Annotated in this window: 28 protein-coding genes; 13 read left to right on the top strand and 15 right to left on the bottom strand. The window is 60.0% G+C overall.

The window, feature by feature from the left end; all coding sequences use genetic code 11:
- The 8 genes from tssI to cobT all read right to left on the bottom strand — a co-directional run.
- The coding region (tssI, locus tag R3F64_RS17080) for a type VI secretion system tip protein TssI/VgrG (protein WP_332612738.1) at positions 1-668 on the bottom strand (668 nt) is incomplete at its 3' end.
- Between the two features lie 170 nt (positions 669-838).
- On the bottom strand, positions 839-1,264 hold the full coding sequence (locus R3F64_RS17085; protein WP_085919861.1) for a bifunctional adenosylcobinamide kinase/adenosylcobinamide-phosphate guanylyltransferase: 426 nt from the start codon (positions 1,262-1,264) through the stop codon (positions 839-841).
- Entirely contained in the window at positions 1,216-1,869 is a 654-nt protein-coding gene (locus R3F64_RS17090; protein ID WP_085919862.1) for a histidine phosphatase family protein, read from the bottom strand. The genes R3F64_RS17085 and R3F64_RS17090 overlap by 49 nt, the downstream gene beginning before the upstream one ends.
- Positions 1,806-2,576, bottom strand: coding sequence for an adenosylcobinamide-GDP ribazoletransferase (gene cobS, locus R3F64_RS17095; RefSeq protein WP_199285433.1), 771 nt, complete (start codon positions 2,574-2,576; stop codon positions 1,806-1,808). Before cobS ends, R3F64_RS17090 begins: the two co-directional genes overlap by 64 nt.
- Before the next feature lie 26 nt (positions 2,577-2,602).
- Positions 2,603-3,139, bottom strand: coding sequence for a bifunctional adenosylcobinamide kinase/adenosylcobinamide-phosphate guanylyltransferase (locus tag R3F64_RS17100; RefSeq protein WP_199285151.1), 537 nt, complete (start codon positions 3,137-3,139; stop codon positions 2,603-2,605).
- A complete protein-coding gene (gene cobD, locus R3F64_RS17105) occupies positions 3,123-4,238 on the bottom strand; it encodes a threonine-phosphate decarboxylase CobD (protein WP_199285150.1) in 1,116 nt (371 codons plus the stop codon). Before cobD ends, R3F64_RS17100 begins: the two co-directional genes overlap by 17 nt.
- On the bottom strand, positions 4,235-5,272 hold the full coding sequence (gene cbiB / locus R3F64_RS17110) for an adenosylcobinamide-phosphate synthase CbiB (RefSeq protein ID WP_085919865.1): 1,038 nt from the start codon (positions 5,270-5,272) through the stop codon (positions 4,235-4,237). The genes cobD and cbiB overlap by 4 nt, the downstream gene beginning before the upstream one ends.
- On the bottom strand, positions 5,269-6,333 hold the full coding sequence (gene cobT / locus R3F64_RS17115) for a nicotinate-nucleotide--dimethylbenzimidazole phosphoribosyltransferase (RefSeq protein WP_199285149.1): 1,065 nt from the start codon (positions 6,331-6,333) through the stop codon (positions 5,269-5,271). Before cobT ends, cbiB begins: the two co-directional genes overlap by 4 nt.
- A 270-nt stretch (positions 6,334-6,603) precedes the next feature.
- On the opposite strand from cobT, the gene edd reads away from it, so the two are divergent.
- Genes edd through R3F64_RS17135 form a run of 4 tightly spaced genes read left to right on the top strand, consistent with a single transcriptional unit; the run spans position 6,604 to position 11,354 of the window.
- The gene (edd, locus tag R3F64_RS17120) at positions 6,604-8,493 is read left to right on the top strand and encodes a phosphogluconate dehydratase (RefSeq protein WP_199285148.1); all 1,890 of its coding nucleotides are present in this window, start codon (positions 6,604-6,606) and stop codon (positions 8,491-8,493) included.
- On the top strand, positions 8,493-9,458 hold the full coding sequence (glk, locus tag R3F64_RS17125; protein ID WP_199285147.1) for a glucokinase: 966 nt from the start codon (positions 8,493-8,495) through the stop codon (positions 9,456-9,458). The genes edd and glk overlap by 1 nt, the downstream gene beginning before the upstream one ends.
- A 22-nt stretch (positions 9,459-9,480) precedes the next feature.
- On the top strand, positions 9,481-10,350 hold the full coding sequence (locus R3F64_RS17130) for an aldo/keto reductase (protein ID WP_085919869.1): 870 nt from the start codon (positions 9,481-9,483) through the stop codon (positions 10,348-10,350).
- 44 nt (positions 10,351-10,394) lie between these two features.
- Positions 10,395-11,354, top strand: coding sequence for a carbohydrate kinase family protein (locus R3F64_RS17135; protein ID WP_332612744.1), 960 nt, complete (start codon positions 10,395-10,397; stop codon positions 11,352-11,354).
- Positions 11,355-11,455: 101 nt separating this feature from the next.
- Here the strand turns inward: R3F64_RS17135 and R3F64_RS17140 are convergent, their stop codons facing one another.
- Positions 11,456-12,169, bottom strand: coding sequence for an inorganic diphosphatase (locus tag R3F64_RS17140; protein ID WP_332612746.1), 714 nt, complete (start codon positions 12,167-12,169; stop codon positions 11,456-11,458).
- A gap of 261 nt (positions 12,170-12,430) precedes the next feature.
- On the opposite strand from R3F64_RS17140, the gene R3F64_RS17145 reads away from it, so the two are divergent.
- From R3F64_RS17145 to R3F64_RS17165, 5 genes are read left to right on the top strand one after another with little or no spacing between them, the layout of a single operon-like run.
- On the top strand, positions 12,431-13,150 hold the full coding sequence (locus R3F64_RS17145) for a FadR/GntR family transcriptional regulator (RefSeq protein WP_332612748.1): 720 nt from the start codon (positions 12,431-12,433) through the stop codon (positions 13,148-13,150).
- A 33-nt stretch (positions 13,151-13,183) separates the two neighbouring features.
- Positions 13,184-14,332, top strand: coding sequence for a galactonate dehydratase (dgoD, locus tag R3F64_RS17150; RefSeq protein ID WP_085919872.1), 1,149 nt, complete (start codon positions 13,184-13,186; stop codon positions 14,330-14,332).
- A 28-nt stretch (positions 14,333-14,360) separates the two neighbouring features.
- Positions 14,361-15,326 carry a 2-dehydro-3-deoxygalactonokinase gene (locus tag R3F64_RS17155; protein ID WP_332612751.1) on the top strand — a complete coding sequence of 322 codons (966 nt, stop codon included), beginning with the start codon at positions 14,361-14,363 and terminating at the stop codon, positions 15,324-15,326.
- A gap of 28 nt (positions 15,327-15,354) precedes the next feature.
- A complete protein-coding gene (locus tag R3F64_RS17160) occupies positions 15,355-15,966 on the top strand; it encodes a 2-dehydro-3-deoxy-6-phosphogalactonate aldolase (protein WP_332612753.1) in 612 nt (203 codons plus the stop codon).
- Positions 15,963-16,844 carry an SMP-30/gluconolactonase/LRE family protein gene (locus R3F64_RS17165; protein ID WP_309783101.1) on the top strand — a complete coding sequence of 294 codons (882 nt, stop codon included), beginning with the start codon at positions 15,963-15,965 and terminating at the stop codon, positions 16,842-16,844. The genes R3F64_RS17160 and R3F64_RS17165 overlap by 4 nt, the downstream gene beginning before the upstream one ends.
- A gap of 34 nt (positions 16,845-16,878) precedes the next feature.
- Here the strand turns inward: R3F64_RS17165 and R3F64_RS17170 are convergent, their stop codons facing one another.
- From R3F64_RS17170 to zwf, 3 genes are read right to left on the bottom strand one after another with little or no spacing between them, the layout of a single operon-like run.
- Entirely contained in the window at positions 16,879-17,541 is a 663-nt protein-coding gene (locus tag R3F64_RS17170; RefSeq protein WP_085919876.1) for a bifunctional 4-hydroxy-2-oxoglutarate aldolase/2-dehydro-3-deoxy-phosphogluconate aldolase, read from the bottom strand.
- Positions 17,542-17,582: 41 nt separating this feature from the next.
- Positions 17,583-18,248 carry a 6-phosphogluconolactonase gene (gene pgl, locus R3F64_RS17175; RefSeq protein ID WP_332612756.1) on the bottom strand — a complete coding sequence of 222 codons (666 nt, stop codon included), beginning with the start codon at positions 18,246-18,248 and terminating at the stop codon, positions 17,583-17,585.
- Between the two features lies 1 nt (position 18,249).
- Entirely contained in the window at positions 18,250-19,755 is a 1,506-nt protein-coding gene (gene zwf / locus R3F64_RS17180; protein WP_085919878.1) for a glucose-6-phosphate dehydrogenase, read from the bottom strand.
- 463 nt (positions 19,756-20,218) lie between these two features.
- On the opposite strand from zwf, the gene R3F64_RS17185 reads away from it, so the two are divergent.
- From R3F64_RS17185 to trkA, 4 genes are read left to right on the top strand one after another with little or no spacing between them, the layout of a single operon-like run.
- The gene (locus tag R3F64_RS17185; RefSeq protein WP_264827071.1) at positions 20,219-21,709 is read left to right on the top strand and encodes a TrkH family potassium uptake protein; all 1,491 of its coding nucleotides are present in this window, start codon (positions 20,219-20,221) and stop codon (positions 21,707-21,709) included.
- A gap of 23 nt (positions 21,710-21,732) precedes the next feature.
- Complete coding sequence (locus tag R3F64_RS17190; RefSeq protein ID WP_332612758.1) at positions 21,733-22,863, top strand: sensor histidine kinase; 1,131 nt, start codon at positions 21,733-21,735, stop codon at positions 22,861-22,863.
- Positions 22,853-23,572: a response regulator transcription factor gene (locus tag R3F64_RS17195; protein WP_332612760.1), complete on the top strand. Its 720-nt coding sequence runs from the start codon at positions 22,853-22,855 to the stop codon at positions 23,570-23,572. The genes R3F64_RS17190 and R3F64_RS17195 overlap by 11 nt, the downstream gene beginning before the upstream one ends.
- Positions 23,569-24,942 (top strand): Trk system potassium transporter TrkA, encoded by a 1,374-nt coding sequence (trkA, locus tag R3F64_RS17200; RefSeq protein WP_332612762.1) that lies wholly within the window; start codon positions 23,569-23,571, stop codon positions 24,940-24,942. The genes R3F64_RS17195 and trkA overlap by 4 nt, the downstream gene beginning before the upstream one ends.
- A gap of 32 nt (positions 24,943-24,974) precedes the next feature.
- On the opposite strand, the gene R3F64_RS17205 is transcribed toward trkA, so the two are convergent.
- From R3F64_RS17205 to R3F64_RS17215, 3 genes are all read right to left on the bottom strand, one after another.
- Positions 24,975-25,691 carry an anti-sigma factor gene (locus R3F64_RS17205; RefSeq protein ID WP_264827066.1) on the bottom strand — a complete coding sequence of 239 codons (717 nt, stop codon included), beginning with the start codon at positions 25,689-25,691 and terminating at the stop codon, positions 24,975-24,977.
- Positions 25,688-26,242, bottom strand: a complete 555-nt coding sequence (locus tag R3F64_RS17210) for a sigma-70 family RNA polymerase sigma factor (protein WP_264827123.1) — start codon at positions 26,240-26,242, stop codon at positions 25,688-25,690. The genes R3F64_RS17205 and R3F64_RS17210 overlap by 4 nt, the downstream gene beginning before the upstream one ends.
- A 118-nt stretch (positions 26,243-26,360) precedes the next feature.
- A complete protein-coding gene (locus tag R3F64_RS17215; RefSeq protein WP_199285140.1) occupies positions 26,361-26,885 on the bottom strand; it encodes a DUF3455 domain-containing protein in 525 nt (174 codons plus the stop codon).
- Between the last annotated feature and the right edge of the window lie 72 nt (positions 26,886-26,957).

The following is a 26,957-nucleotide window of genomic DNA, read 5'->3' on the forward strand; positions in this document are numbered from 1 at the left end:
GCGGTGTGGCTAAGCTTGCGTACATGGCGCGTGGGCGCAGTGCCCCCGGCACGGCTGTGGTACGTGCGCTCGCCGAGATGGGTCAGTACCTGCGGATCATCGGCAAACACCAGCCGATGGGCGCCGTTGGCACTCTCCTCGAACTCATGAAAGTAAAACAGCCCTTCTTCGGCGGCCAGGCGCTCGATAAAGGCAAGGTCGGTCTCGCGGTACTGCACGCAGTACTCGCGCTCGGGGAGCTCGCGAGTGACCGCAAAGGCTACATCCCGGATGCCTCGCTCATCGCATAGGGTATTGATAATGGTGAGCGGGTCGACCTTCTGAAAGATGCGCGAGTTCTGGCGCAGCGAGAGCCGCCAGAGCGCCGGGCGCAGTACCAGGGAGTAGAAGGTACGCCGGTGGCCGCGGTCGCCGCGGCCAAATTCGCTGACGATACCGTGCACCCGGCGTAGCGGTTCGCCGTCCTGCCAGATAGTCAGGGTGGCTTCACGATCCAGGAGGTCGGCGGCATCCAGGCTGCCGTCGCGGCTGGCCAGGTTGAGCGCCAGCTCGAAAGGCTGGGAGAGTGCTTCGCGATGGGTGAAGTCGATCACCGCGATATCATCCACCCCCGGTAGCGCTAGGGTGAATTGCAGGCCTGTTTTGTTCGCCCCCGTCCTTTCCGACATAATGCCGCTCCCTGGACCATCAATCGCTAATGAAAACGGTCAGAATAGCGAGCCGGAAGCGAAGCGCAACCCTTGCAGGGCACGTCACAGCGATCTCTTACACCGTGTAAGAAATAGCTTACAAAATGGGCAAGAATTCGCCCGAATTAGCGTGATAAAAGCCGGGATAACTACTTGATCAACTGCACCAATCCATGCCGTACGTACCAAACCTTGTCTGCCTGGGCGGTGGCGTCTTGAGTGAACCAGCCATTGAGGTCGCGCAGGCGGCGCTGCTTGGGTTGCATGGGCACAATACCCCGGCCAACGTCATTGGCAATAATGATCAGCGGCGCCTTTAGCTCGCCAGCACGCTGGCAGAGCCGTGTCATATCGCCCTGCCACTGTTGGCGCAGTGCATCGTTTTCCGCGTTTGCTAAAGCGGCTTCGAGCCACTCGAGCACACCGGTTATCACCAGCGGGGTGTCGGCAACCAGGGCTTGCTGGCACTCTTCCAGCCGCTTTCCCGGTGCGAGGCGATGCCATACGGCGTCGGGAAAGCGAGCCGTTACGGCGTCGCGTTTACCAGCGCAGGCACCGCCGATGAAGAGCTGCATTGCCAATCTCCTTTGCCATTCGCATCGGTTTGATAAGTGAGTGTCCAGCGCCTGCCCTGGGCCTGACTCACTGAGCCATCCCAGAAGTGAAGGGTTTCAAAACGACGGCGCAGTTCGCGAATCACACCACCATGAGTGACCGCTAGAATCTTTCGCTGGCCGCCCTGCCGGGCATTCACGGCGACATCATGCAACCAGGCCTCCAGGCGTGTGCGCAGTTGGGCGGCGGATTCACCGCCAGGGATTTGCAGCTCGCCGACGCTGTCGATCCAGGCGCGGTAATGGGGCAAATCTTTTAGTTCGTCGTAGACCTTGCCTTCATAGTCGCCAAAATCGAGTTCGCGCAGACGCGGCTCCAGCGCAACCGGCACGCCCTCTTTTGCCGCCTGGATCCACTCAAGCGTCTGTTGGCAGCGGTTCAAGTCGCTTGAGTAAATGGCATCAAAACGCTCATCCACCATTGCGTCGCGCAGTGCGATCAAGCCCTCTTCAGCCTCAGGAAACAGCAGCGCAATATCGCGCTGGCCCTGGTAACGGCGCTCTAGATTCCAGGCGGTGATACCGTGGCGAACTGCCACCAGCTCCACACTAAGATCAGTAACCAAAGCTCTCCTCCTTCGATGGTGGCACCGACCATGTCACCGTTGATGCCATTAAACAGGCGCTGCATAAGCCAGCGCATAAGTCCCACAAAAACGCAGGCCGTCAGCAGCATCACCACCAGTGTGGGTGCCAGCAGGGCTATCACCGCCAGCGGTACCAGCGCCAGCGCCACATCCTGGCCGCTAAGCGACTGCTGCCAGCTCCAGGCCAAGCCCTTAGGCTGGGCGCAAGGGGTCAGCACCAGCAATGCCACACCTGCCCAGCGCCCGAGCGCGGGCACCACCAGCAGCCACCAGAGCGGCGCTTGATAGGTAAGTAATGCCCACAGTAGAACGCCCTTCCAGGCAAGTAGAAACACCAGCGCCAGCATGCCGAAACTGCCGATTTGCGGGTCCTTCATGATTGCCCAGCGGCGTTCCAAGGGTTGATTGCTGCCCAGCGCATCGGCGATGTCCATGACGCCATCCAGGTGCAGCCCACCGGAAAGCGCGACCCAAAGGCTAAGCAGCGCCAGCGCGGTCATAGGCGTGGGGACGTTTTGCATGGCGAATGCCACCAGCACCAACACGCTGCCGATGAGCAAGCCGACCAGAGGATAGGCACGCACCGCCCAGCGCCGGGTTGCAGGCGTCCAGGGGCAAGCGACAGGGATCGGGATTCGGGTCAAAAACTGCAGTGCGAGCAAGAGACCGAACAGAACGTTTTTCACCGCGTGTTCTTTTACAGTACTTTCTTTCACATCAACTTCCCGTCGTTTTTCCACTCGATGGCACAGCCCGCGACCACTTCCAGCACCGAACCCGCCTCTGCCGCCACGCTGCGGTGGGCACGCTGAAGAAAGGCCAGGTAGCGCCAGGTCTCGACATCGCTGGGCGGTAACGTTTCGTTGATATCGTTAGAGACAATCACTAGATGCACGCGGCGCGCCTGGGCATCTGCGAGGGCGTCTGCCAGTAACGCCAAGCCTTCGTCTTCGCTAAGCTCACTGGCATACAGTACCTGACTGGCCCAGAGGGTCAGGCAGTCCAAAAGCACGCTGCTGCCATCAGGCACTTTTTGCAGTGCTCGATCAATGGCCAACGGCGCTTCCAACGTCAGCCACTGCGCGCCCCTGGATTGCCGATGACGAGCAACACGCGCGGCCATCTCGTCGTCATATACGTCTGCGGTAGCTAGATAGTAACAGGTTGAACTGGCTGCCACGTCCAGCACCCGCTGCTCGGCGATGTCGCTTTTGCCGGAACGCGCCCCGCCGCTAACGAAGACAATCATGCAGTACCTTTTTTAATACATTCAATAACCGCTGATTGTCAGGCTTGTCGCGCAGGGCCACACGGAGCCAGTCGCCATCGAGCCCGGCAAAATTGTGGGTATGGCGCACCAGCATGCCTTCGTGTAGCAGTCGCTCAAATAGCACATCGCTGGAGATGCCTGCGGCGCGCTGCTCGGTACCCGGGCGGGTAAGGAAAAAGCAGGCCTGGCTGGGTACCACGTCCAGCCCCAGCTCGCTAAGCGCTTGGGTCATACATGGACGCTCGCTGGCTAACCAGCGTTGGGTGCGCCGGGTGAAGGCGCCGTCCGCCAGCAACGGCGCTACCAGCTCCGCTGCCAGGTGATTCACGCTCCAGGGCGGCTGGTGGGTCTGTGCTGCTTGAATCGTGGCCGTATCCGCCAGCATATAGCCTAGCCGTAGCCCTGGCAGCGTATAAAACTTGGTCATTGAGCGCAGCAGCATCAGATGCGGGTAGCGATCCAGCAGCGGTACCAGCGACACTGCATCATGCGTATCGCCGACCATATCCACAAAGGCCTCGTCCACCACCACTCGGCAGCCCGTCCAAGCCGTGTAATCCAGCAATGTCTCCATGACTGATGTATCGATAAGCGTCGCCGTGGGGTTATTGGGCCGACATAGAAACAGCACATCGATACCATTAAGTGCTGCCAACAGCGCATCAAGATCCAGGGCAAAGTGCGGTGCGGGTAGTACGATCTCAGTGACTGAAAGCCGATGGGCGCAACACGCTCGGGCGTACTCGCCAAAGCTTGGCGTCATAATCGCCGCCCGCTGCCAAGCGTGTAGCGCGGCGGCAAGAAAAATCGCCTCAGCGCCACCGTTGGTCAGCAGCACCTGTTCGGGCTGAAGCTGGTGATGGCTGGCGATGGCATCACGGGCAGCGGAATAGTCCGGCGCCGGGTAGTGCTCAAGGCCAGCCAGCTGTTGTGTCAAACAGTCGCGTACCCAGGCGGGAGGCCCCAAGGGATTCAGATTGGCGCTAAAGTCGTACAGCCGGTGCCCTGGTGGCAAGCCGAAGTGTGCTAATAACGCCTCGGACTGCCCGCCGTGGCTGGGCCATTCGGGTATGCTCATAAAAGCCTCGGAAGAATCAAACTCAGCCCAACCATCAAGACAGCTGACAGCCACATAAACAGCATCCAGCCACCGTGCATCAAGCGAATCGTTGCGTCGATATGGGCGACGTGCAGCGCCTCCAACGGCTCGCCCAGCGTCGCACGATGAGAGGCAACACCCTGATAGAAATTAGTGCCCCCTAACTGAACGCCGAGCAAACATGCCACCATGGCTTCCGGCCAGCCGGCGTTGGGGCTTGGGTGGCGGGGCGCCTCGCGGCAGGTGTCACGCAACGCGCCCCGCCAGCGCAACCGTAAAACGCCTGAAACGCCTGAAACGCCTGAAACGCCTGAAACGCTGAGCAACAGCCCTGCAAGCCACAGACACAAGGCCGTCAAGCGTGCTGGCAGCCAGTTGGCCACGTCATCCAGCTTGGCCGAGGCGTAGCCAAACTCGTTATAGCGTGCGTTGCGGTAACCGACCATCGAATCCAGAGTATTCACCGCCTTGTACGCCAGCGCCAGGGGGGCACCGCCGATCAGGGCAAAAAACAGCGGTGCGGTAATGCCATCGACGGTATTTTCCGCCACGGTTTCCACCGCCCCGCGGGTGATCCCGGCTTCATCCAGGCCCTGAGTATCGCGCCCCACTATCATGGCCAGCGCTTGCCGAGCAGCAGGCAAATCGCCTTTGGCAAGCGGAACGGCAATGGCACGCCCTGCCTCCGCCAGCCCTTTAATCGCCAGCGTCGTGGCTAACAGCCCTATCTCGGCGACAACGCCAAGCCATGGGTGCAGCGCGCTCAACAGTGCCAGCACCAGCCACGCAACGCCAAAGGTCCCCAGCACGATAACGGCGGTGAGTAAAAACCCCAACCGCCATCGACGCTTGGCGGCGCCCTGGTTCCAACGTTTTTCCAGCGCACTGATGGCTCGGCCGATGATCACCACGGGGTGCGGCAGCGATCGCGGATCACCGACGATCAGGTCAATTACGATCGCCACGGTCACCCAAACCAGCATGGCCGGAAAATAGTCGCTGAACGGCATCATTGGGAGTTGTTGTCGCTAACGCCTGCATCGGCGAAGGTCGCCATCTCATTGAGCATTCCGGCAGCCGCCTGGAGCAGCGGGAATGCCAGCGCCGCGCCACTGCCTTCACCCAGCCGCATGCCCAGCGCCAGCAGCGGTTGGGCGTCAAGTGCCTCCAGGGCCGTGGCGTGGCCGGGCTCTTCCGAGCGGTGGCCAAACACCAGATAACCTCGCACCGCCGGGCATAGGCGGCACGCCACAAGCGCTGCCACCGTGGCGATAAAGCCATCCACAACGGCGGGCAGCCGGTGAACCGCTGCGGCTAAATAAGCACCCACCATGGCAGCAATTTCCAGCCCGCCGAGTTTCGCAAGTACGTCTAAAGGGTCATCGGGGTCGGCCTGGCGTGCCTGAATGGCGCGTTCGATTACCGCCACCTTATGCGCTTGCTGGACGCTATTGATACCCGTCCCGGCACCGACTGCCTGGGCCACCGGGGTGCCGGCCAACACCGCCAGCATGGCGCTACTGGCGGTGGTATTGGCAATCCCCATTTCGCCGACGATGAGGCATTTAGCACCTGCCTGCCGAGCCCGCTCCACGGCGGCCACGCCTACCTCAATCGCCGCCTGGGCTTCCTCAGGTTGCATGGCATTTTCGAGTGCCATATTGGCCGTACCCTGACGCACCTTGGCGTGGGTCACGCCAGGCATCGTCAAGTTAGACGCCACGCCCACATCCACGATCTCGACATGGGCGTCAATCTGCCGGGCAAACACATTAATTGCCGCCCCACCGCTGGCGAAGTTGGCGACCATCTGGGCGGTCACGGCCTGGGGAAACGCCGACACGCCTTCTGCCGCCACACCGTGGTCGGCGGCGAACACCAGCACGCCGGGCGGCGTTACCCTGGGCATTAGCTCACCGGTAATGCTGCTTAGCTGAACCGCGAGCGCTTCTAGCTTTCCAAGGCTGCCCGGCGGTTTGGTGAGCGTATCAAGATAGGCACGCGCACGTTCACCTGCGCAAGCGTCTACCGGCACGATACGCGCGATCATCGACGGGGCAACATCGGGGGGCATGGTGGCTCCAAAGCGTTCAACATAAAGGAAGGGGGAATGGTAGCAAATGCAGGCCTGCTATACTTGCGGTTTAAACTTGGCAAGCGGGCACTGACCGCCACGATCAGCCAGTCCTCTTTAGCCCCGGTTGTTCAGAGCGATAGTTGTCATCAATTAGGGTAATAAAACTACAAATAGCAATTTTATTGCCGTAAAGTCTCTCCTATCGCCACCAAAAAATGTAAAATAACTACAGGTTTGACTCACCGTCTCTACCATGCAGAGGTAATTATGCCGAGCTCAACACACGCCCCTTTAAATCCCACCGTTGCCGAGGTTACCCAACGCATACGTGAGCGTTCTGCCGAACGGCGCGCCCTCTATGAGCGCCGCATGGCCGATCAGCACAAGCGCGGCGTGCATCGCGGCGAGCTCTCCTGCGGTAACCTGGCCCACGGCTTTGCTGCCTGCAACCCGCAGGACAAAAATTCCCTCAAGCTGATGAATAGCGCCAACCTGGGGATCATTTCGGCCTACAACGACATGCTGTCGGCCCACCAGCCATTCGAAACCTTCCCGGCCACTATCAAAGCCGCAGCCAGCGCGATGGGGTCCACAGCCCAGTTTGCCGGTGGCGTACCGGCGATGTGCGATGGCGTGACCCAGGGCCAGCCGGGGATGGAGCTGTCGCTATTCTCACGGGATGTAATTGCCATGGCCGCCGCCGTGGGCCTTTCCCATAACATGTTCGATGCGGCACTTTACCTGGGCGTGTGCGACAAGATTATCCCCGGGCTGTTTATCAGTGCCGCACGCTTCGGCCACCTGCCCGCGATGTTCGTGCCGGCAGGCCCCATGCCCAGCGGCCTGCCCAACAAGGAAAAAGCCCGCATTCGCCAGCTTTACGCCGAAGGCAAGGTGGGTCGCGATGCGCTGCTGGAGGCGGAATCCGAGTCTTATCACAGCCCTGGCACCTGCACCTTCTACGGCACGGCCAACTCCAACCAGCTGATGATGGAAGTGATGGGCCTGCACCTGCCGGGCACTTCGTTCGTCAACCCTGGCACCGAAATGCGCGAAGCCCTGACCCGCTACGCGACCGAGCAGGCGATCCGCAACACCGAGCCTGGCGGTGACTACCGCCCGTTCTATAAGCAGATCGACGAGCGTGCTATCGTCAATGCCGTCGTCGGGCTACTCGCCTCCGGCGGTTCCACGAACCATACCATGCACCTGATCGCCATGGCGGCAGCGGCAGGCATTACCCTGAACTGGGACGATTTCACCGACCTTTCCGCGGTCACGCCCAGCCTGATGAAGGTGTATCCCAACGGCCAGGCAGACATCAACCACTTCCAGGCAGCAGGCGGCATGAGCTACCTGTTCCGCGAGCTGCTGGGCGCTGGCCTGCTCCATGGCGATATTCCCACCGTGTTCGGTACCGACCTGACCGCCTACACCCAGGAGCCCTTCCTTGAAGACGGCAAGGTCGTCTGGCACGAAGGTCCTGAAAAAAGCCTCGACGAAGACGTTGTACGCCCGGTTTCATCGCCCTTTGCGCCCACCGGCGGCCTGACGGTGATGAAAGGCAACCTGGGCCGGGGCGTGATCAAGGTCTCGGCGGTTACCGAAGAGCACCGCGTGGTGGAAGCGCCGGTGAAGATCTTCGAAGACCAGAACGAGATGAAAGCGGCCTTCGAATCCGGCGACCTGGATCGCGACGTGATCGTGGTCGTCCGTTTCCAGGGCCCCAAAGCCAACGGCATGCCGGAACTGCACAAACTGACGCCGTTCTTGGGTGTGCTACAGGATCGTGGCTATAAAGTGGCGCTGGTGACTGACGGCCGCATGTCGGGCGCATCGGGCAAGGTACCGGCTTCCATTCACATGAGCCCGGAGGCCCTGGACGGCGGCCCGCTGGCGAAACTCCGCGATGGCGACATCGTCCGCCTGGATGCCAACGCCGGCACGCTCGACGCCAAGGTAGACCCTGTCACCTGGGGGCAGCGTGAACTGGCCATCGGCAATCTTGACCACTACCACGTTGGCCTGGGTCGCGAGTTGTTTTCAGGCTTCCGCCACTTGGCCATGCGCGGCGAGGAAGGCGCAGGTGTCTTTGGCGGCTTCGAAGCCGACGATCTCGCCCGCCAGCAAGGTCAGATCTTCGAAGAGGACGCCTGATGCGACCAGCCTTGATCGGCGATATCGGCGGGACCAATGCACGCCTGGCGCTGGTGACGCCAGGCGACATCACCCCGCACGATATTATCAACCTCCCCTGCGCCGACTACCCAGGCGTTATTGAGGCGATTCAGGACTACCTGACCCGAGTGGGGGCGACCGGTAACAACGCCCCTCGCGAGGCATGCCTGGCGTTTGCCTGCCCGGTTCACGCCGAGCGGGTGAAGATGACCAACAACCACTGGGACTTCATGAAGCGCGAGGTTCGCGAAACGCTGAACCTGTCGCTATTCAAGGTTATCAACGATTTTACTGCTCAGGCCCTGGGCGTGCCCCACGTGACGGCCGATGACCTCGTCGCGGTTCAGGCCGGTGACGGCCAGGCACATTCCACCCGCCTGGTGATTGGCCCCGGCACGGGGCTTGGCGTAGCCGGTGTCTTCCCCGGCCAGCATGCCTGGATACCGCTGCCTACCGAGGGTGGCCACGTCACCTTCGCGCCCACCGATGACACCGAGCGCGCGCTGCTTGACGTGTTTTTACAGCGCCACCAACGTGTTAGCGTCGAGCGCATTCTGTGTGGCCAAGGCTTACTCGAGCTCTATCAGGCCCACTGCGCGCTCGACGATCAGGCACCCCGCTGCGCCTCCCCCGCGGAGGTGACCCAGGCAGCCAACGAGGGCGACTCGATCGCCACCGCCACGCTGTTACGGTTCCTGAAAATCCTCGGCGATGTATGTGGCGATGCCACGCTGACCATGGGCGCCAGAGGTGGCGTTTACCTATGCGGCGGAATCTTGCCACGCCTTCTTGACTGGCTGCCGACAAGCCAACTGCGCGAGGCCTTTGTCAACAAGGGCCGCATGGGCGCCTATAACGCCGACATCCCCGTTTGGGTGGTCACCCATCCTTGGACAGGGTTGCTGGGTGCCGCTGAGGCGTTGCACAACGAAGAAGTGTTTTAAGCCCACCAACAGGAACCTCCCTATGCCCGCGCCAACCTTCGACGTGCCCTTTGTCCTTGGCATGATGCGTCTCCACGAAACCGCCGAGATGCATCAGGCCAACCACCTGGCTGACTGGATAGAGGCACGACTCGAGCAGGGCCTGCACTGGTTTGACCACGCCGATATCTACGGCAAGGGTGCTGGCGAGACGCTGTTTGGTCAGGCACTGCGCGCGCGCCCCGCGCTTGCCAAACAGCTTCACGTGGTAACGAAAGCCAGTATCGCCAACGATAACCCGACCCCGGGGGACGGCAAGGTGAAGCACTATAACGCCAGCCCGGCCTACCTAAACCGGGCGATCGACGACGCGCTAGACCGCTTGAGCGTCGAGCGTATCGATCACTTTCTGATTCACCGCCCCGACCTGTTAATGGATGCCGAAGCCACCGGACGCGCCCTGGACAAGGCCATCGAAGCAGGCAAAATTGGCGCTGCTGGCGTTTCCAACCACCTGCCCAGTCAGTGGCGCAGATTACAAAACGCCATGCACCAGCCTTTGCGCGCCAATCAAATCGAGCTATCCATTGCCCATAGCACGCCGCTATTCGACGGCAGCTTCGACGACCTATGTGCCGACGGCCACGCACCGATGGCCTGGTCGCCGCTCGCGGGCGGCAAGCTACTGCAAGGTGAAGTCAATCACACGCTTGGGCGGCTCGCCGAGGAACACACCAGCACCCCAGGCGCTCTGGCGCTTGCCTGGCTGCGTCGCCTGCCCCATCGGCCAGTGCCGGTGGTCGGTAGCGTGAAATCCGAGCGCATTGCCGATATGCTCAAAGGCCCCGACACGCTGCCCAGAGAAGATTGGTACGCATTGCTCGAAGCTGCTCGCGGCCACTGCGTCGCTTAGGTGTATCTCCTCTCCATCTGACCAATAATCACAAGGATCCCATGATGACGCCGATAATTGCCTTTGGCGAAGCCCTCGTCGACATGCTTTCAAGCCGCCTGGGTGACGCATCCGGCCCCGAAACCTTCACGCCTTACGCTGGCGGCGCCCCCGCCAATGTGGCGGTTGCCTGCGCAAGGCTGGGCGTCCCCAGCCAGTTTCTGGGCATGGTGGGTGAAGATACCTTTGGGCATTTCATCATCCGAGAGTTACAGCACCACGGCGTGGACACCCAGGGCGTGGTACTCACCCAAGAAGCACGTACGGCGCTGGCGTTTGTTTCCCGGGACAGCGACGGCGAGCGTACCTTTGACTTTTACCGCCCACCTGCCGCCGACCTGCTCTACCGTCTTGAACACCTCCCCCAGGGCGTTTTCGAGAACCCCGCGATTCTTCACCTGTGCAGCAATAGCCTGACCGACCCGGAAATCGCCGACGTGACGCTGGCCATGGCGACCATGGCGAAACGCACAGGTTGCCTGGTTAGCGTTGATGCCAACCTGCGCCACAATCTCTGGCCAGAAGGCGAAGCGGATATGGGATTGGTGACGCAACTGCTGGATAGCGCCGAGCTGGTCAAGGTATCGCTCGACGAACTTGATTACCTGCGCGGCGATCACCCCCAAGACGCCTGGATAGCAGAGCGCCTTGCCGCGGGCGTGAAAGTCATGCTGGTAACCGACGGTCCCAATAGCGTCGCCCTCAAGGGCGCGGGTCTCGATCAGACCATCGCGCCCCCCAGGGTTGACGCCGTGGACACCACCGCCGGTGGCGATGCGTTCATCGGCGGCCTGCTGGCCGAGTTGTCAAAGCACGGTATCGAGGAAGGCTGGCACCAGGATATTGACTTCCTCTCCCGCGCGGTGGACCTCGCCTGCCGCTGTGGCGCCCATGCGGTCACCCGACCAGGCGCTTACGCCTCTCTCCCCACCCATGCGGATATCGAAGCGCTTCGAAACAGTTAATAGCTATATAGTTCGGTGACCGCTGGACGGTCACCGATGTGAGTGAGGCAGTCGCAATGATAAGCTGAAAGCCACAACTCCCGATGACTGGGATGTGGTCGTTATTGCGTGGCTGTAAAGTTTTCCGCAGCGGCTTCTAACACCGATCTAGCCGATTCCGCATCTTCAAACCCTAGCCCTTCCATACCACCGTCAGGCCCTTTGTAATTGGCAAACCACAAATCAATGATCTGACTGACACCTGGATACTCGCGGTCCAACTGTGTCATGTTTTCAATATTTGCAAAAGGTGAATCCTGAGCGAGAACGGCAATGAGCTTGTCGTCTTGCTCTCCGTCATCCAGCATTTTAAGAACACCAATAACGTTCACGTCGACAATTTCACCTCGTGGAACGGCTTGGCCCAGCACAATCACATCCAGTGGGTCACCATCACCCCCCAACTCTTTTGGCAAAGCAGTGCCTGGAATAGCGCCATAATTACCGGGGTAGCCTAGGTAATTCACGACGCGCGGTTCACCGTCTTTATACTCCCAGTAAACCGCTTTGGGATCATCTTTACTGACTTCCCATTTCGCCGATGTGCCCGCGGGTATTTCAACGATGGCTCTTACCGAACCCTCTGCATTGATGGCATTCATCGCCATCAAGTCTTCTTCACCCACGATAGTGAACTCATCTGTTGCGGTCATGTTTTGGGCAATGGGCGTGGTGTCAGAAAACGCCAATCCGCCTAGCGCCTGAGCCTGAGCCTGAGCAGAGGATGCTAAAACCGCCATGCACGCTACGCTCGTAAGTAATAGTTTTTTCCGCATCATGTTCTCCATTGGTTTTTCAGATACGTTATCGAGGAGAGATGACGGGGTAATGACAGATTACTTTCCAAAATTGAATGCTAAACCACGGTACTTCTTTGACTGGCTAACCATTATTGACCCACATCTGTTGCAAGCTGGTGTGGGCTTTTTTGATTGGAGACGTCTTCATCGGCCGTTAGAGACGCCATGGCACGACTTGTTTAAATGTCAGACATTTACTAGAATAAATTACATCCAATAAAAGATAAGAGATCACCGATGCCGCTGGACGCTCTACCAGCCCACCAGGGTGGCGCTGAACAATTAGCCCGTTTACTCGCCCAAGCCCTGCTGGCAGGCCACTGGCAGCCGGGTGACGCCTTCCCCAAGGAAATGGACATCGGCACGCACTTCGATGTGAGCCGTAATCAGGTGCGCAATGCGCTGACCCGTTTGACCTCCGCAGGGCTTTTAGACCGCACCGCCGGGCGTGGCACGCAAGTCCGCGAAATGAGCGACTGGCACCTGCTGGATCCGCTGATGAGCGAATGGATGACGGGGCTTACCGACCTCGACCCGCAGCTCACGCGCGCCATCTATGCGTTTCGCTTTTCGGCCGAGCCCATCGTGGCGGGCCTTGCCGCCGAAGCGGCCGATGCGGACGATATCGCCCGGCTGGAAGCCGCCTTTGAAGGCATGCAGAAAACTGCCCAGTCAGCCGCCGCTCGCGCCCAGCACGCCGAGTACGACGTCATGTTTCACGATGCCACCTACCAGGCCAGCCACAATTTGGTGTGGCGGCAAATGGGACACCTGTTGCGCCCTTCGATCATGGCCCTGGTACATGGCTCTCAGCACCGCACCGACACCTTCGACGACAGCCTGTCACGGCATCGCCGCGTTCTTGAAGCCATTGTGCGCCGGGATGCCGAGGCGGCGTCTTTCGCCGCGCGGGAAGTGCTTCGCCGCACGGCGATCGATCTGGGTATCGTCAATTAACCGGCCATCGACCACTGACTAGGATCTGACCCTATGAAAATTACCCGACTGAAAACCTGGCAAGTCCCCCCGCGCTGGCTGTTTCTCAAGATCGAAACCGACGAAGGCTGCTACGGCTGGGGCGAGCCGGTCATCGAAGGCCGCGCGGCGACTGTCGAGGCTGCCGTTCATGAGCTTTCTGACTACCTGGTTGGCCAGGACCCGCACCGTATCGAACACCTGTGGAACACGCTGTATCGCGCCGGGTTTTACCGCGGCGGGCCAATATTGATGAGCGCCATTGCGGGTATCGACCAGGCGCTGTGGGATCTTAAAGGGCGCGATCTGGGTGTGCCCGTGCACCAGCTACTGGGCGGCGCGGTGCGCGATAAAATGCGCATGTACGCCTGGACCGGCGGCGACCGTCCTAGCGACGTGGGTGCAGGCGCCAAAGCACTGGCTGACAAGGGCTTTACCGCCTTCAAGATGAACGGCACACCCGAGCTGCAAATCGTCGACTCACACCGCAAGGTAGACGAAGCGGTCGCCCGGGTGGCCGAAGCGCGCAATGCGGTCGGCCCGGATGTGGGCATTGGTATCGATTTTCATGGCCGTGTGCACCGCCCCATGGCCAAAGCACTGCTGCGCGAGCTGGAGCCCTACCACCCGATGTTCGTCGAGGAGCCGGTTGCACCCGAGCACTTGCCCTGCCTGAAAGACATTGCCGGTGGCCTTGGGTACCCGCTCGCCACCGGCGAACGGCTGCATACCCGCTTTGAATTCCGCGACCTGCTTAAAGACGGCATGATCGACATTATTCAGCCGGATATCTCCCACTGCGGTGGCATCAGCGAGGGGCTTAAAATCGCCGCCTTGGCGTCCGCCTACGATGTCGCCCTGGCGCCCCACTGCCCACTTGGCCCCCTGACCCTGGCCGCGTCGCTACAGTTGGACGCTGTCAGCCACAATGCCTTTATTCAAGAGCAGAGCATGGGCATTCACTACAATCAGGGCAACGATGTTCTCGACTACCTGGTCGACAAATCGGCGCTCAGCATTGAAGACGGTTTCTGTGCGATTCCTCAGGGGCCGGGGCTAGGTGTGGAGATTGACGAAGCCTTCGTTGAAGAGCGCGCCAACGTTGGCCATCGCTGGCGCAACCCGGTATGGACCCATGAAGATGGCTCTATTGCCGAGTGGTAAACCAAGCGACTAACCGGGAGATAGCCCTATGGGCGCGAGTGAGTTAACACATCCTTTAGCGTGGATTGCGGTGGACTGGGGGTCAAGCAACCTGCGCGCCTGGGCCATGGATGCCCAGAATCACGTCATGGCGAGTGCCTCCAGCCCTCGCGGCATGCTGTCGCTGACCGCCGCCGAGTATGAGGCCGAGCTGCTTGGGATCGTCGACGCCTGGTTGCCCGATAACGGCCAAACGCCTGTGATGGTATGCGGTATGGCGGGCGCACGGCAGGGCTGGCAAGAGGCCGCTTATCTGGCGACGCCCACGCGTCTCGATCAACTCTCTCGTGGCGCGGTGATGCCGGCTCTCGCCGACGCTCGCCTGCAGGTTTACTTGCTGCCTGGATTAAGTCAGTCCGGGAGCAATACGCATCTCTACGATGTGATGCGCGGCGAAGAAACCCAGTTAGCGGGCCTTCTGGCCGATTCGTACCGCTTTAACGGTCTTGTCTGCCTGCCCGGCACCCATGCCAAATGGGCACGCTTAACCGATGGTGCCGTTACCGAGTTTGCAACCTACTTGACTGGCGAGCTGTATCAATTGCTTGCTCATCAATCCGTATTGAAGCACTCCGTAGGGCAGGACGACCTGCATCAAGACAGCTGTCGCCAGGCGTTTACCCAAGCGGTCAAGGCAATCTATCAGGCGCCCGAACGCTTCAGCCAGCGGCTATTCGGCGTCCGCGCGCAGGACTTGCTGGCTAATACCTTGCCGAGCGGTGATGCCCGAGGTGCCGTGCTTGCCGCACATCTCTCGGGGTTGGCGATCGGTCTCGAACTGGCCGGTGCCTGCCACGAGCTGACGCCAGGGGAAAGCGTGACCCTGATCGGCAACGAGGCGCTCAACCACCGCTACGCACTCGCCCTGGAAGCCCTCGACATCGGCACCCAGCGCGTTGACGGCGACACAGCGGTATTGGCCGGACTGACCCTCGCCTACCAAAGCACCCGGTAATAAGCATCAGCTAAACAAGGAGAGCGCTATGACACTGCCTTTAATTGGCATTTTACGTGGGGTAACGCCCGATGATGCGGTGGCCGTTGGCGGCGCCTTGCTTGATGCGGGCATCACGCAAATTGAGGTGCCGCTTAATTCCCCCGACCCATTCACCAGCATCCAGCGCCTGGCGGACGCCTTTGGCGACCAGGCGCTGATCGGTGCGGGAACGGTATTAAGCGCTGAGCAGGTACGTGATGTTCATGCTGCAGGCGGTCGATTGATCGTCTCGCCCAACTGCCGCCCTGCCGTCATCGAAGAATCTTATCGACTCTCAATGGCCAGTTGGCCAGGCATTGTGACGCCTTCCGAAGCCTTTGATGCCCTGGATGCCGGTGCGACCGGGCTAAAGCTCTTCCCGGCGGTACAGGTGGGCATCGAGGGGATGAAGGCTGTCCGCGCCGTGCTGCCCCTTAACACCTTGCTATATGCGGTGGGAGGTATCGGTATCGACAATTTTGCCGCCTGGCGCGCCGCGGGCGTGGATGGCGCAGGCCTGGGCAGCGCGCTTTACCAACCGGGGCAAACGCCTCAGCAAGTCGGCAAGCAGGCCCAGGCGCTGGTAGACGCCTGGCAAGCCGCAGGAGATCGTTTATGAATCACAACAAGATGGCGGAACTGGCGGTGGATTGCCGCTGCGAGCTGGGCGAAGGCCCCCAGTGGGACGCCGGGAGCGGACGGCTTTACTGGTGCGATATTCTGGGCAAATGCCTTCACTGGCTGTCACTTGAAAACGGCGAGCATGGCCATTACCCGCTTGAGCAAAGGGTATCGCTCGCCACACCACTGAACGATGGCCGACTAATGCTGGTCGGCGAGCACAGCCTGAGCCTGTTGAATCCGGCGACGCAACGCCTTGAGCATTTTGCCGACTTTGAAGCCGACAACCCCGTTACGCGCAGCAACGATGCCCGCGTGGACCGCCACGGTAGCCTGTGGCTTTCCACCATGGGCAAGACCGCCGAATCCGAAGCGGGCAGCCTCTATCGGTTGCATCGTGGGGAGCTGACTCGGCTGCGCAGCGGGCTGACCATTCCCAATGCCGTCTGCTTTTCACCCATGGGTGACGCGGCGTATTTTACCGACACAGCCACCGGCATCGTGATGCGCTGGGCATTGGATAGCCAAGGGTGGCCAGTGGGCGAACCGGTTGCCTGGGCGGACTTCACGGCGCTTGAAGGCAACCCGGACGGCGCGGTGATCGACAGCGAAGGCTGCCTGTGGCTTGCCCTCTGGGGCGCGGGTAAGGTCGTGCGGCTCGATACCGCGGGTCAGGTGATTGACGAAGTGCATGTGCCGGTCAGCCAGCCCTCCTGCCCGGCGTTTGCAGGCCCTGGCCTTGAAACGCTCTATATCACCACGGCGCAGGAGGGATTCAGCGACGCACAGCGCCGCGAAGAGCCGCTGGCAGGCGGGTTATTCAAGGCCAACGTAGGCGTTCACGGCCTCGCCGATCCGTTACTGACGCTTGAGTAAAAAAAGCCCCGGCGCAAGTCCGGGGCGATTCAGGTTAGTGGTGGAAGCGTTCGGCGGCCTGGCGGGCCAGTTCGCGGATGCCGTCCCAGTCTTCCGCCTCGACCATCGCCTTGGGCGTGACCCAGGAGCCGCCCACGCACATGACGTTCGGCAGCTTGAGGTACTCTTCAGCGTTATCCACCGTGATACCGCCAGTCGGGCAGAAGCGTGCTTCCGGAATCGGCGCGCCAAACGCCTTGATCGCTTTTGAGCCACCGCTGGATTCGGCGGGGAAGAACTTGAACCGACGATAGCCGTACTGCCAGCCGGTCATCAGCTCCGAAATGGTGGATACGCCAGGCAGCATCGGCACCGGGCTTTCCACGCCGTAGCGATAAAGCGCCTCGGTCGCTCCTGGGGTTACCACGAAGTCAGCGCCGACCTGCTCGGCCTGGCGATACTGGGCAGGGGTCAATACCGTGCCTACGCCGATACTCGCCCCGGGCAGGGCGTCTTTCATGCGCTTGATGGCGTCCAGCGCGCACTCGGTCCGCAGGGTAATCTCCAGCACGGTCAGGCCACCTTCGACCAGGGCACGGCCCAATGGCACGGCGTCTTCCAAGCGGTCGATGGTAATCACCGGGATCACTTCGGCTTTCAGGCAAATGCTGTCCAGCTCTGCGGTGCGGGTCGACGGCAGCTGTTTATCGATGGTCATGCGTGAGTCTCCAAGCAAATTATTATCTGTAAAACCTGGCGCTAAGGCGCCCAGTAAATCGCCAAGGGGCAGGATAGAAAGGCACGAATGGGCAGTTGACGCATGTCGTCCCCGCTCAGTGCCTTGGCCAACACGGCCCGCTTATCGTCGCCGGTAATATGTAAAATGTGACGGCGCGCCTGATGCAGCCGGTCTGCCGAAAACGTGATGCGTGGCTGCGGTTGGCTGGGCGTTCGCACGGCGACCAGCGGCTCCTCCGTGGCGAGCGCCAGGCCAAGCTCCAGGCTGTCAGGAAACAGCGAGGCCGTATGGCCGTCGCCGCCCATGCCCAGGATCACCACGCTTGCCGGCCAGCTAAGCGATAGCGCACGCTCGCTGACATCAGGCACGCCTTCTTCAGGAGTGCCTGCGTCGCTGGTCAAGGGTTCAAAATGGGCCGCCGCCGCTGCCCCCTGAAGCAGGTGCTCGCGGACCAATTTAGCGTTGCTATCATCACTCTGTGCATCCACCCAACGCTCGTCCGCCAACGTGATCTCCACCCGCTCCCAGGGCAGCGGCTTGGCCGCCAGGGCTTTGAAAAAGGGGACTGGCGTCGAGCCGCCGGAGACCACCAACAAGGCGTTTTCCTGGAGTTCCAGGTCGTCGTTCAAGGCCTGAAAAACGGCCTCGGCCAGCTGTTCGGCAAGCTGTGTGCGTGCATCGCTCATGTTAATAATCCTCGTACCAGCTGCGACCATCCTGGGTAATCATGGCAATGGAGGCGACCGGCCCCCAGGAACCTGCCGGATAACGCCGCGGTGGGGTTTCCCGGGCCTTCCAGCCATCAATCAGTTGATCGCACCAGCGCCAGGCGTGCTCGACTTCGTCACGGCGCACGAACAGGTACTGCTGGCCTTTCATGACTTCCAGCAGCAACCGTTCGTAGGCATCGGGAATGCGCGATTTGGGGAAGGCGTTGTTGAAATCCAGATGCAGCGGGCCGGGGCGCAGGCGCATGCCTTTGTCCAGGCCGCTGTCCTTGGTCAAGACCTGGAGCGCGATACCCTCTTCCGGCTGCAAGCGGATGATCAACTTGTTGGCCGCAATATTGCGCTGATCCGGGTCAAAGATGTAGTGCGGCTGCTGGCGGAAGTGGATCACGATCTGCGACAGCTTCTCCGGCATGCGTTTACCGGTACGCAGATAGAACGGCACGCCCGCCCAGCGCCAGTTGGCGACCTCGGTTTTCATCGCCACAAAGGTTTCCGTCTGGCTCTCGGTGTTGGCGCCCTCTTCTTCCAGGTAGCCCGGCACCTGCTGGCCGTCGCTGGTGCCTGCCGTGTACTGGCCGCGCACCACATCGCGACCCAGGGCTTCGCCGGTAAACGGCTTGAGCGCCTTGAGCACCTTGACCTTTTCGTCGCGAATGGCGTCGGCATCCAGATTCGAGGGCGGGTCCATGGCAATCAGGCAGAGCAACTGCAGCAGGTGGTTCTGCACCATGTCGCGCAGCTGACCGGCTTCGTCGAAATACCCCCAGCGGCCCTCAATGCCGACTTTTTCGGCCACGGTGATTTCCACATGGGAGATATGGTTCTGGTTCCACTGGGTGCCGAACAAGGGGTTGGCAAAGCGCAATGCAATCAGGTTCTGAACGGTTTCTTTGCCCAGGTAATGATCGATGCGATACACCCGCGACTCGGGGAAGACGTCGCCAATGGCGTCATTAATCTCCTCGGAAGACGCCAGATCGAAACCGATCGGCTTTTCCACCACGACGCGCGTGGCATCATCCAGGCTGCCGCTTTGCTGAAGGTTTCGACAGATATCGCCGTAGATTTTAGCGCCCACCGACAGATAGACCACCATCGGGCGCGGCGAACCCTCACGCCATTGTCGAACGGCATCAAAGCCTTCCACGCTGGTGAAATCCAGCTTCAAGTAATCGAGGCGATCTAGAAAGCGCTCCATGCTTTCTTTATCCTGCTCGTCCTTTTTTAACCGTTTTTGCAGCGCACCGCTAACCAATTGACGAAACGCATCGGGTTCATACTCTTGGCGTGCCAACCCCAGAATACGCGTGCTTTCGGGCATTAATCCTTCACGGTCGAGGTGGTAGAGCGCAGGAAACAGCTTGCGCATCGCCAAATCGCCCAGCGCGCCAAACAGCGCTAGGTCGATGGCGTTATTCGGATCGCCCAACGGGGCACCCTGGGAAGCAGGTGACGGGCTCATCTCAGCTCCTGTTGACCATTAGATGATCTAATGTTGTTAGATTACCTAAAATCTATCTGAAAAAAGGTATTATACGCAATATTTCGTGTAATTTTACTACAAAAAACCTTCAAGCGTTACCTTAACGCTATTATGGTGTTGCACTGTTGCAATATGATTAGCTGTGGCTGCGCTTTGCATGTGCGAAGCGCATCTAGCCCCTCGCAATACTCCTGAGACTACGCCTGAAAATACCAGATGGCACCGATCTACGTATCTCGGGTTAGCAACAGCTCTCCTCAATAATCGACAGCTATGAAGAAACTCGCGACGCAGGCAACCATTACGGCATCCTAAAGCGACAAGTAAAGCAGGTTCGTGTCACTGCGAGACACCAAGAATAAATGACGATTTTTACGGACTTTTTATACGAGTTCGTGATGTGATAAGCCATGCTAAAAACGATTAACTAGCGAGCTAAGAAATGGCATACCTCACGCCCTGGGTTTATCGCAGCCGACACACCTATCGCCAATGGGCTCCCGTGGTCAAAGTACTATCGGTGCTTTGGCTGATTCTTGCATTATTCATGATGGTACCGCTGGCGGTGCTGTTGGTCGAACGCGACCCCGATGCCTTGGCCTTCGGGGTGTCGGTGCTGCTGGTACTTGCCGCCGTGGCGAGCGCCTGGCTGCTTACCTATCGCGCCACCCTCGAACTAAAACCCTGGCAGATGTTCATCCTGACGGCTGCGAGTTGGGTCAGCATCAGTGGCTTTGCCAGCCTTCCGCTGGTGCTTGGCGCCCCGCAACTCAGCTTTACCAACGCCGTCTTTGAGTCAGTGTCTGCTATCACCACAACCGGCTCGACGGTTCTGGTAGGCATTGACGGCCTCTCCGACGGACTCAAGCTCTGGCGGGGAATCATGCAGTGGATGGGGGGCATCGGCATTATCGTCATGGGGATCGCCATCCTGCCGTTTCTGAAAGTCGGCGGGATGCGGCTTTTCCATACAGAATCGTCCGACTGGTCGGACAAGGTCATGCCCCGAACCGGGGGCATCGCCAAGGCAACGCTGAGCATCTATGTGACGATGACGCTACTGGCCATGCTGAGCTATTGGCTAGGCGGTATGGATCTATTGGACGCCATCGTCCACGGCATGACGTCGCTTGCGACCGGCGGTTTTGCGAACTCAGACGCTTCGTTTGGTGCCTATGCCGATCAGCCCTGGCTACTGTGGATAGCCAGTCTGTTCATGCTCAGCGGGGCGTTGCCGTTTGTGCTCTATATCCGCTTTCTTCGCGGTTCCAGAAGCGCCCTTTGGAAAGACCAGCAGGTCCGGGGTCTATTGGGCGTGCTATGCATAGCGATTGGCCTGCTCACCCTTTGGCGGATCATGAATGGTGGCGCCGGGTTTGAATCGCTTACCCACGTCACCTTCAACGTCGTCTCCATTGTCACGACCACCGGCTATGCCTCGGACGACTACACGCAATGGGGCGCACTGGCCATTGTCGCGTTTTTCTACCTGACCTTCGTGGGCGGCTGCAGCGGTTCCACCAGCGGCGGCATGAAAATCTTTCGTTTCCAGATCGCCATGCTGATGCTGCGTGACCAGCTCCGCTACCTGATTCATGCCAATGGGGTTTTCACTACTCGCTATAACGAACAAATGGTGACCAGCGACATATCCCGAAGCGTAGTGGCTTTTTCGTTCTTCTTTTTTATTACCATCGCGGCATTGGCACTGGGTTTATCGACTCTGGGCCTCGACCTGGTGACATCCCTTTCCGGTGCAGCAACAGCGGTAACCAATGTAGGTCCAGGTCTTGGCGACATCATCGGCCCCGCCGGTAATTTTGCCTCGTTGCCCGACGCCGCCAAATGGCTGCTGTGTATCGGCATGCTGATGGGGCGATTGGAAATTCTTACCGTCATTGTGCTGCTGACGCCCATGTTCTGGCGACGCTAGCGTAAGCTAAGGAGAGGACACCTATGTCATTGATGACTCCCCTGATTGATCGCCTCCCACGGTTTGCGCAACGCTGGCATTGGCCAACCCTGCGCGAGGTTGCCACGGCACTGATCACGACCATCGTCGCGCTGCTTGTTGCCTGGGGCCTATACGCCTGGATGGCGCTGGCCAATCTTTCACTGATTTTTTTGACGGCGGTGCTGGCAAGCGCCGTGATGGCGGGCAGCTCGGCGGCGCTGATCAGCGCCGTGCTGGGCTTTCTGACCTTTAACTTCTGCTTCACGGTGCCGCACTTTTCCCTGGCCGTCGAAGAAAGGGAACAGCTCATCACGCTATTGTTTTTCCTCCTGGTCGCCTTGGTGGTCGGCAAGCTTGCAGGAGACAGCCGTCAGCGGCTGCTGGACCTGAATGCGGCGCGCCTGGCCGAAGACCGCGAGCGTTTACGTTCGGCGCTGCTGTCATCGGTCTCCCATGATTTTCGTACGCCGCTGGCATCCATCATTGGCGCCACCAGTTCCTTACGCACACTTGACGCTCAGCTTAGTCAGGAAGACCGTTTCGCGCTGCTCGACAGTGTCTTGAGTGAAAGCGAGCGGCTAAACCGCTATATCCAGAACCTGCTGGACATGACCCGGCTGGGCCACGGCGATTTAAAAATCGAGCGTGACTGGATCGCCTTCGACGACCTGGTGGTATCGGCCCGCAAGCGTCTCGGCAGTGCCCTGGGGCATTGTCATTTCGTGCAGCATTGGCCTGACGACTTGCCGCTGCTCCATGTCCATCCGGCACTCATCGAGCAGGCGCTGGTCAACGTCCTCGACAATGCGGCGCGTTTCTCTCCACCCGGCGGGCAGATTGCCATTCATGCCGAATCGCCGCCCGGCGCGACACAGCTGATATTCTCCATCACCGACCAGGGGCCAGGCATTCCCGCTGAGCTGCGCGAGCGCGTCTTCGATATGTTCGTGACCGGCAGCGACGGTGATCGTGGCCCCCATGGCAGCGGGCTGGGCCTGGCCATTTGCCAGGCCATGCTCGGTGCCCACGGCGGCCGGATCAGAGCCTGCGACGGTCCCGGTGGCCTGGGCACCTGCATGGAGATGTCGCTTCCGCTGCCGCCGCCCCATCAGGAGCCACCCCATGACGACTGACCATCACCGGATCCTGGTTATCGATGATGAACCCCAGATCCGTCATTTCCTGCGCATCAGCCTGACATCGCAGAATTTTACGGTGACCGAAGCGGCGACCGGTCATGAAGGGCTGGCGCGACTCGGCGCCGGTCCCACTCGCTATGACCTTGTCCTGCTCGACCTTGGCTTGCCGGATATGGACGGTCAGCAGGTACTCAGTGCCATTCGTGAGCATCACCAGGTGCCCGTCATTGTCGTCTCGGTCCGCGGGCATGAGGCTGAGAAGGTACGCGCCCTCGACAGCGGCGCCAACGACTATGTCACCAAGCCGTTCGGCATCCAGGAACTACTGGCGCGTATTCGCGCCCTGCTGCGCCGCCAGACACTTGGCAGTCGCGAAGGACGTTACCAACACGGCGGCCTGCGGATTGACCTGACCACCTATCAGGTCAGCGTCAATGGAACGCCCGTGCACCTCACGCCGAAAGAATTTGCCGTGCTCGCCCCGCTCGTTTCCCACGCCGGTCGCGTGATTACGCAAACCCAGCTGCTGCGTGATATATGGGGGCCCAGCCACCAGGACGACACCCATTACCTGCGCATCATCATCAGCAAGCTGCGTCAAAAATTAGGCGACGACCCCCAGTCCCCCAGCATATTGCAGACCGAGCCGGGGATTGGCTACCGCCTTGCCTTTGAGCCAGACCGAGAGGAAAACACTCCATGAAAATCATCATTCTCGGCGCCGGCCAAGTCGGCGGCACCCTTGCGGAATACCTCGCCCGTGAGGAAAACGACATCACCGTCGTCGATACCGATGCCAAAAAGCTGCGCGAGCTGCACACCAAGCTCGATATCCGCACGGTCACCGGCGCGGGCTCTTACCCCATCGTGCTGCGCCAGGCGGGCGGCGAAGACGCCGACATGCTGATTGCCGTGACCAGCAGCGACGAAATCAACATGATCGCCTGCCAGGTCGCGCACACTCTGTTTCGTACCCCGACCAAGATCGCCCGGGTGCGCTCCTCGGCGTACCTGACCCGCAAGGGGCTGTTCGCCCACGAAGCGATTCCCATCGACGTGCTGATCAGCCCCGAGCAGGTGGTCACCGACCACGTGCGCCGCCTTATCGAGCACCCCGGCGCGCTGCAGGTGTTGGAATTCGCGGGTGGGCTTGTACAACTGGTGGCCGTCAAGGCTTTCTACGGCGGCCCGCTGGTGGGTCAGGACCTGGCTTTTCTACGCCGCCATATGCCCAACGTGGATACCCGGGTGGCAGCGATCTACCGCCGCAATCGACCGATCATTCCCCGTGGCGATACCGTCATTGAAGCCGACGACGAGGTCTTCTTCCTCGCCGCCCGGCGCGATATCCGCGCGGTAATGAGCGAGCTGCGCCGCGTCGAACGGGATTTCCGCCGCGTGGTGATCGCCGGGGGCGGCAATATCGGCGAGCGCCTGGCGGAGCATCTGGAGCACAGCCACCAGGTCAAGATTATCGAACACAGCCTGGAGCGCTGCACCACGCTCTCCGAGCGGCTCGACCGTACCGTGGTGCTCCACGGCAGCGCCACCAGCAAGCGGCTGCTGGAAGAAGAGAACATCGAAGACTGCGATATTTTCTGCGCGCTGACCAACGACGATGAAGTCAATATCATGTCGTCGCTGCTGGCCAAGCGGATGGGCGCCAAAAAGGTGCTGACGCTGATCAATAACGCCGCCTATGTCGATCTGGTTCAGGGCGGCGAGATCGATATTGCCATTTCCCCTCAACAGGCAACGATCGGCAGCCTGCTGACCCACGTGCGCCGGGGCGATATCGTCAACGTCCACTCGCTGCGCCGGGGCGCCGCCGAGGCCATCGAGGCCATCGCCCATGGCGACAAGCAGTCATCAAGGGTGGTCGGGCGCACCATTCGCGAGATCGACCTGCCCGAGGGCACCACCATCGGCGCGATCGTGCGTGGTAAAGAGGTGATGATCGCCCACGACCACATCGTGGTGGAAAGTGGAGACCACGTCATCCTGTTCGTCATCGACAAGCGGCGCATTCGCGACGTGGAGCGCTTGTTCCAGGTAGGGCTGACGTTCTTCTAAAACCGGGCTCGGGTTGATGACGACCGAATACGCTATATCTCCACCGCACGGCCGATGAACTGGATAGGGCCAGTAGGCAAGCCAGTAGGTGAGCCGGTTTCTTCTTCCAGCGTCAGCTCAAACAGCTGGTTGTCCTCAAGCGGCGGCAGGTTATCTAGCTGCACGCGAATTGGCTCTCCCGGCTCTACCAAGCCAAGCGATACTGGGGCCTGCCATTCGTCGGCCTTGGTCCAGAACTCCAGCGCCTTGCCTTCCGGTACTTCAAAGGTACCCAACGGTATCAGCTCGATGTCCTGGCGGGTTGACGCCTGCACCACCCAGCCGGCGGACTGACTTTGCGGAGCCAGCAGTACGACCATGTATTCCGGCGTTGTGGGGGTGGTAGACACATTGGTCAACACCACGCCCAACACTAACGCAGCGGCCATGCCGATACCGGCGGCCCCCTGCCAAAACGGCAGGTGGTTGACCCAACGACGGCGTGGCGGTGGCATCATGCTCTCTGGTTCTGGGGCATGCGAAGCATCAAGGCTGCGTTCGATACGTGGCCATAAATAGTCAGAAGGCCTTACTGGCTGAGTCAGCGCAGTATAGGGCATGAAGCGTTCTTCCCACGCCATCACAGCCCGGAGTAATTCCGGCTCGTTTTTGAGTCGCGCTTCGACTGCCTTACGCTGTGCCAACGATAGTGTTCCCAGTACGTATTCACCTGCCAGGGCGTGGTCGTCGTGCTCAATGGGACCGGTCATGCCATACACTCCCTTAGGCGCAGCAGGCTGCGTTTTATCCAGGCTTTAACGGTACCCAGCGGCGCACCCGTGTGCGCGGAAATTTCCGCGTGACTGAGACCATCCACATACGCATGGAGCACACAGTTTCGCCGCTCGGTCTCTAACTGATGCAGACAATCATCCATGCGCTGGCCGGTCTGCCAATCGAAGGCGTCTTCGACAACGGACGAATGCTGGAAATGTTCGTCGAGGTCTATCTCGGTGGGGTCATTACTATCAAACGTGATTTCACGATCACGGTAACGTATGGCGTTTAATGCCTGATGGCGCGCCACGCTGAATATCCATGTTCGCGCCGACCCTTTGGCTGGGTCGAAGCTATTGGCGCGTTGCCAAATATTAATGCAGGCATCGTGGACAATATCTTCGGCCATGCCACGATCCTTGACGATTCTTAAGACAACACCCAACAGCCTGGCACCTTCATGGACGTATAGCTGGTGCAAGGCATCATGCTCGCCGCGAGCACATCTCGCTAATGCGCCAGCATGATCAAATTCTGTGGACACGTCAGTCAAACCCTAGCTCCCTGGTGACGGCACCGACGCCAGTCGTCGTACTCTCAGACAGCATAGTCGCTGAGGGCTCGACAAACGAGTCCTCAGCGTAATTGGCGTTCCTGCCGACTTATTCAGCCGCCCAGAAGATGTAATCGGCTTGGTAGGTAACGACGGCGGTGGCACCGTCATGATCCATATCGCAGGCCACATCCGGAGCAACGCCACCCTGGGTGTTCAGGCGCTGGATGTAGCTGACGCCAGTCATTGCACCTTCACCTTCAGCGGGGTTGGCTTCAACAAGCTGGAGCGGAATGTTGCCATCTCCATTGGCAGCCGTAGCCAGTTGGGTACCGGTTACTTTTGAGCCATCCAACGCTTCCCAGGTGGCGGGCGGACCGTAGTAACTGCCGACCTGGCTACCGTCGCTATCATTAAGTGCAGCGTGCGGGCCTTTAAATACCCAAGCCATGGTGTCGTCGTCGTTCATTTCACACATATACGTGATTGCGCCAACACCGACAGTTTCGAGCGCAACGGCATTGCCGTCCGGTACCTGGACATCCGCGGGCGTCATGTCTGCCAACGCAGCGTGACTGAAGGATGCAATCAGAGTGGCGGCCAAGGTAGCGCGCGTTAGATGATGAATGGTCATTTTCAGTCTCCTAAGGGTTAAATATCAGCTGCCTTTCATAGCAGCTGTATAGGGAATACCCGTGAGGAAGCC

Origin of the sequence: Halomonas sp. 5021, assembly GCF_036663435.1 — a bacterium.
GTDB classification, from domain to species: domain Bacteria; phylum Pseudomonadota; class Gammaproteobacteria; order Pseudomonadales; family Halomonadaceae; genus Vreelandella; species Vreelandella janggokensis.

What these genes read in the sequence shown, in the direction of transcription:
- zwf (WP_085919878.1), bottom strand. Translation starts at nt 19,755, where the DNA reads ATGAGCCCGTCACCTGCTTCCCAGGGTGCCCCGTTGGGCGATCCGAAT.
- R3F64_RS17205 (WP_264827066.1), bottom strand. Translation starts at nt 25,691, where the DNA reads ATGACCGGTCCCATTGAGCACGACGACCACGCCCTGGCAGGTGAATAC.
- edd (WP_199285148.1), top strand. Translation starts at nt 6,604, where the DNA reads ATGCCGAGCTCAACACACGCCCCTTTAAATCCCACCGTTGCCGAGGTT.
- R3F64_RS17140 (WP_332612746.1), bottom strand. Translation starts at nt 12,169, where the DNA reads ATGCGGAAAAAACTATTACTTACGAGCGTAGCGTGCATGGCGGTTTTA.
- R3F64_RS17160 (WP_332612753.1), top strand. Translation starts at nt 15,355, where the DNA reads ATGACACTGCCTTTAATTGGCATTTTACGTGGGGTAACGCCCGATGAT.
- R3F64_RS17145 (WP_332612748.1), top strand. Translation starts at nt 12,431, where the DNA reads ATGCCGCTGGACGCTCTACCAGCCCACCAGGGTGGCGCTGAACAATTA.
- dgoD (WP_085919872.1), top strand. Translation starts at nt 13,184, where the DNA reads ATGAAAATTACCCGACTGAAAACCTGGCAAGTCCCCCCGCGCTGGCTG.
- cobT (WP_199285149.1), bottom strand. Translation starts at nt 6,333, where the DNA reads ATGCCCCCCGATGTTGCCCCGTCGATGATCGCGCGTATCGTGCCGGTA.
- R3F64_RS17195 (WP_332612760.1), top strand. Translation starts at nt 22,853, where the DNA reads ATGACGACTGACCATCACCGGATCCTGGTTATCGATGATGAACCCCAG.
- trkA (WP_332612762.1), top strand. Translation starts at nt 23,569, where the DNA reads ATGAAAATCATCATTCTCGGCGCCGGCCAAGTCGGCGGCACCCTTGCG.
- R3F64_RS17165 (WP_309783101.1), top strand. Translation starts at nt 15,963, where the DNA reads ATGAATCACAACAAGATGGCGGAACTGGCGGTGGATTGCCGCTGCGAG.
- R3F64_RS17130 (WP_085919869.1), top strand. Translation starts at nt 9,481, where the DNA reads ATGCCCGCGCCAACCTTCGACGTGCCCTTTGTCCTTGGCATGATGCGT.
- R3F64_RS17085 (WP_085919861.1), bottom strand. Translation starts at nt 1,264, where the DNA reads ATGCAGCTCTTCATCGGCGGTGCCTGCGCTGGTAAACGCGACGCCGTA.
- R3F64_RS17215 (WP_199285140.1), bottom strand. Translation starts at nt 26,885, where the DNA reads ATGACCATTCATCATCTAACGCGCGCTACCTTGGCCGCCACTCTGATT.
- R3F64_RS17185 (WP_264827071.1), top strand. Translation starts at nt 20,219, where the DNA reads ATGGCATACCTCACGCCCTGGGTTTATCGCAGCCGACACACCTATCGC.
- R3F64_RS17155 (WP_332612751.1), top strand. Translation starts at nt 14,361, where the DNA reads ATGGGCGCGAGTGAGTTAACACATCCTTTAGCGTGGATTGCGGTGGAC.
- cobD (WP_199285150.1), bottom strand. Translation starts at nt 4,238, where the DNA reads ATGAGCATACCCGAATGGCCCAGCCACGGCGGGCAGTCCGAGGCGTTA.
- R3F64_RS17135 (WP_332612744.1), top strand. Translation starts at nt 10,395, where the DNA reads ATGACGCCGATAATTGCCTTTGGCGAAGCCCTCGTCGACATGCTTTCA.
- R3F64_RS17190 (WP_332612758.1), top strand. Translation starts at nt 21,733, where the DNA reads ATGTCATTGATGACTCCCCTGATTGATCGCCTCCCACGGTTTGCGCAA.
- cbiB (WP_085919865.1), bottom strand. Translation starts at nt 5,272, where the DNA reads ATGATGCCGTTCAGCGACTATTTTCCGGCCATGCTGGTTTGGGTGACC.
- glk (WP_199285147.1), top strand. Translation starts at nt 8,493, where the DNA reads ATGCGACCAGCCTTGATCGGCGATATCGGCGGGACCAATGCACGCCTG.
- R3F64_RS17100 (WP_199285151.1), bottom strand. Translation starts at nt 3,139, where the DNA reads ATGATTGTCTTCGTTAGCGGCGGGGCGCGTTCCGGCAAAAGCGACATC.
- R3F64_RS17170 (WP_085919876.1), bottom strand. Translation starts at nt 17,541, where the DNA reads ATGACCATCGATAAACAGCTGCCGTCGACCCGCACCGCAGAGCTGGAC.
- pgl (WP_332612756.1), bottom strand. Translation starts at nt 18,248, where the DNA reads ATGAGCGATGCACGCACACAGCTTGCCGAACAGCTGGCCGAGGCCGTT.